The sequence below is a fragment of the Polaromonas sp. P1_G2 genome (assembly GCF_056405515.1).
This window is the reverse complement of sequence record NZ_JBFUBY010000387.1, coordinates 1-3,438: the sequence shown is the minus strand read 5'-3', so window position 1 is coordinate 3,438 and position 3,438 is coordinate 1. Positions and strand designations below refer to the sequence as shown.

Sequence of the window (3,438 nt, the reverse complement as noted above, 5' to 3'; positions counted from 1 at the left end):
GCGCTGTAAAGCAGCTCGGGCAGCACGATGTGGCGGTCAAACAGCCGCGGACGGTTCTGGTAGGCGATGCGCAGCGCATCGCGAAAGCCGCGCGTGGTGACCAGCAGCGTGGGCTCGCCCTTGCGCTCGAGCAGCGCATTGGTCGCCACGGTCGTGCCCATCTTCACGCAGTCGACCACGTCGGCGCGTATCGGCTCGCCGGCCTTGAGGCCCAGCAGGTGGCGTATGCCGGCCACGGCCGCATCGCGGTATTGTTCGGGGTTTTCCGACAGCAGCTTGTGCGTGACCAGTGAACCGTCGGGCTTCTTCGCCACGATGTCGGTGAAGGTACCGCCGCGGTCTATCCAGAATTGCCAACGGTCGCCGCCCGGTTTGGAAGTGGTGTCTTGCATGGTTTTTGTGATTTCAGAGTTAACGTGTTTTTGCGGATGTCCAGGACTTCAGGATCTGGCGGCCGAAAAACCGGCCGGCTGTTCCCTGCCAATGTACCCAAGTACCGGCGCCAGTTGCCGGATCTCCGGCGCGCTTTGCAGAGCGGCCCCGGCCGGGCACCAGGGATAGGGAAGGCCGGCTGCCCAGCCCATGACCTCGTCCGCGTGCGAGGCCGGCAGGGTCTGCATGGCCTCTATGGTGATCGAAAGGCTTTCCGCCAGGCATGAGGGCGGCGAAAAACACCAATCGTAACGGCCGCAGCCAACCCGCACAGCGCGGCTGTCCTTTTCCGTCATGGCCACCAGCCAGTCGCAGCGAAACACCTCCGCCTTGCCCTCCGGCGGGGAAGCCAGGCAGAAAGTGTAGACATTCTCATAGGCCTGCCCGAAACGGCGCACCAGCACCTCGGCAACCGCCTCCCGCCCCCTGGACACAGGCGGGAACGAAATCGCGCTGGTATGGACGGTCATCTGCAGCAAGGCATCGTCCGTAAAGGCCCGGGCCAGCAGATGGGGGCGGTTGCCGTCCTTGGCATGAAGGTAGGCGGTGATCGCGCCGGAAGGTGTTTTCATAGGTGTACCGCCTTATTGCGGCATGTAGTAGGGCACAAAAATGTCATTGGCCTCATTGCCCACGGAGCGTATCCACTCGCGCGAGAACTTCTCGCCCATGCGCTTGATCTCCTGGTCCAGTTCGGGCGGGATGCGCTCTATCTTCACGCCGTTGGCGCGCAGGTCCTCCGTGGCGCTGGCGGCCAGTGCCTGGCTGGCCAGCCAGCCGCGGACTTCCGCCTCGCCCGCCGCCTTGAGCACGGCGGCGCGCGCCTCGGGCTTCAGCGCCTCAAAGGCCTTGCTGTTCACAAACACCGCATTTTTCGGGAACCAGGCGTTGATCTCGTAGTAATACTTGATCGGGCCCCACACCTTGTTCTCCACGCCGGTCAGCGCCGAGGTGATCATGTTGTCCATACGGCCTTCGGCCAGCGCCTTGCCCACATCGACCATGGCCACATCCACCGGTTTGGCACCCAGCATCTCGGCGATGCGCAGGGTGGTCTGGTTGTAGGTGCGCATCTGGGTGCCGCGAAAGTCCGCCGGGCCCCGCACCGGTTTGTTAGAGTGCAGGCCTTGCGGCGGCCACGGCACGGCGTAAAGAAGCTTCATGCCGCGCTCGTTGAAATGCTTCTCCAGGCCGGGCCGCTGCAGCTTCCAGAGACGATGCGCGTCCTTGTAGGAAGTGACGACGAAAGGAATGGAGTCCGCGCCGGCCAGCGGGATGTCCTTCACCATGCTGGACATGATGGTCTCGCCAGCCTCGGTTTTGCCCTGCTGCACCGCCGGGCTGATGTCGCCCAGCTTGAACATCGTGTTATTGGGATGCACTTCGATCAACAACTGGCCGGCCGTGGCCTTTTCCACTTCGCGTGCAAACTGGTAGATGTTCTGCGTATGGAAGGACTCCGCCCGGTAGCCCGTGGCCAGCTTCCAGGCTGTCTGGGCGTGCGCTGCCCCCGCCGCGACGAGCGCGGCTATCAAAATTGCTTTCATGGAGAACTCCTTGGGAGTTGAGGATCAGCCCGGCGGCGGGTGCATGGAACTCACCCTTTCAGGTCGGTCACAAACATCTTGCCCGGCGCATGGGTGATGCACATCGACAAACGGCTTTTCTGGGCAACCCACTGCGGCGTGACACCGCAACCCCAGAACACCGGGACTTCGTCGTCCCTGATATCGACCGCATCACCGTAATCCGGGCGCGACAGGTCGGTGATACCGATGGCCTCCGGATTGCCGATGTGAACGGGCGCACCATGCGCGACGTCAAACCGGCCAGAAATCTCCACCACCTTCGCCACGTCGCGGCTTTTGATGGGCCGCATGGTGACGACCATTTCGCCGCTGAACACGCCGGCGGGCTGGCACTGGAGGCTGGTGCGGAACATAGCGACATTGCGGCCCTGCTCAACGTGCCTCAGGGGAATGCCCGCCTGCATGACGGCGGCCTCGAAAGAAAAGCTGCAGCCGATCAGGAAAGCCACATAGTCGTCCCGCCAGATCGAGCGGATCTCGCCGCGCTCTTCCACAAATTCGCCGTCGCGGTAAACGCGGTAACCCGGGATGTCGGTCGTGATGTCCGCGCCGGGCGCGCACAGGGGCTCCGTGGCGCCGGCTTTCAGCACCTCCACCAGCGGGCAGGGCTTGGGATTGCGCTGGCAAAACAGCAGGAAGTCAAAAGCCTGGGCCTGCGGCACGATCATGAGGTTGGCCTGGATATGGCCGTCGGCGTGCCCCGCGGTGGGCAAGGAAAACTCGCCGCGGCGGCTGGCCATGTTCAGGGCCTTTTGCAGGTTCTGCTCCACCAGCAAAATCGACACGCCGGTGGCGTTGACCTGCTGTATCACTTCCAGCACCTTGGTGACGAATTTGGGCGCGATGCCCCAGGACGGTTCGTCCAGCATCAACAGCTTGGGCCGTGCCATCAGGCCGCGGGCAATCGCCAGCATCTGCTGCTCGCCCCCGCTCATGGTGCCGGCCAGCTGCGCGGCGCGCTCCTTGAGGATGGGAAACAGTTCCAGCATCTCGGCGATGCCGCGCGCGACTTCGTGCCTGTCCATGCGCGTGAAGGCACCCAGCTCGAGGTTGCGCAGCACCGTCAGCCGCGGAAACAGGCGCCGGCCCTCGGGCACCAGCGACAGGCCCAGCGGAACGCGCTTGTGCGCCGGCATGCGCTGGATGTCCGCGCCGTTGAAACTGATGCTGCCGGCTGCGGCCGCATTGAGGCCCGCCACGGCGCGCAAGGTGGTGGATTTGCCGTTGCCGTTGCCGCCCACCAGCGCCACGATCTTTCCGGGCTCGACCTTCAGGCTGACGTCGGAAATCGCCAGCACGTCGTCGTAGCAGACCTTGAGGTTTTTGATCTCCAGCATCTTCAGTCCCCCAGGTAAGCGGTAATGACAACGGGGTCGCTGGAGACCTCTTTCGGCGTGCCTTCGGCAATCTTCACGCC

At 63.8% G+C, this 3,438-nt stretch carries 5 protein-coding genes and 1 pseudogene; all 6 read right to left on the bottom strand.

Annotated features, from left to right (window positions below):
• The coding region (locus tag AC1D0P_RS23960) for a hydantoinase/oxoprolinase N-terminal domain-containing protein (protein WP_477679025.1) at window positions 1–392 on the bottom strand (392 nt) is incomplete at its 3' end.
• A 48-nt stretch (window positions 393–440) separates the two neighbouring features.
• Window positions 441–1,004 (bottom strand): nuclear transport factor 2 family protein, encoded by a 564-nt coding sequence (locus AC1D0P_RS23955; protein ID WP_477679024.1) that lies wholly within the window; start codon window positions 1,002–1,004, stop codon window positions 441–443.
• Between the two features lie 12 nt (window positions 1,005–1,016).
• The gene (locus tag AC1D0P_RS23950; protein ID WP_477679023.1) at window positions 1,017–1,979 is read right to left on the bottom strand and encodes a TRAP transporter substrate-binding protein; all 963 of its coding nucleotides are present in this window, start codon (window positions 1,977–1,979) and stop codon (window positions 1,017–1,019) included.
• A gap of 50 nt (window positions 1,980–2,029) precedes the next feature.
• Window positions 2,030–2,779 (bottom strand): putative hydro-lyase, encoded by a 750-nt coding sequence (locus AC1D0P_RS23945; protein ID WP_477679027.1) that lies wholly within the window; start codon window positions 2,777–2,779, stop codon window positions 2,030–2,032.
• Window positions 2,780–2,887: 108 nt separating this feature from the next.
• A pseudogene (locus tag AC1D0P_RS23940) lies at window positions 2,888–3,358 on the bottom strand (ABC transporter ATP-binding protein); the annotation flags it as partial.
• 2 nt (window positions 3,359–3,360) lie between these two features.
• The gene (locus tag AC1D0P_RS23935; protein WP_477679026.1) at window positions 3,361–3,435 is read right to left on the bottom strand and encodes an ABC transporter ATP-binding protein C-terminal domain-containing protein; all 75 of its coding nucleotides are present in this window, start codon (window positions 3,433–3,435) and stop codon (window positions 3,361–3,363) included.
• Window positions 3,436–3,438: the final 3 nt, after the last annotated feature.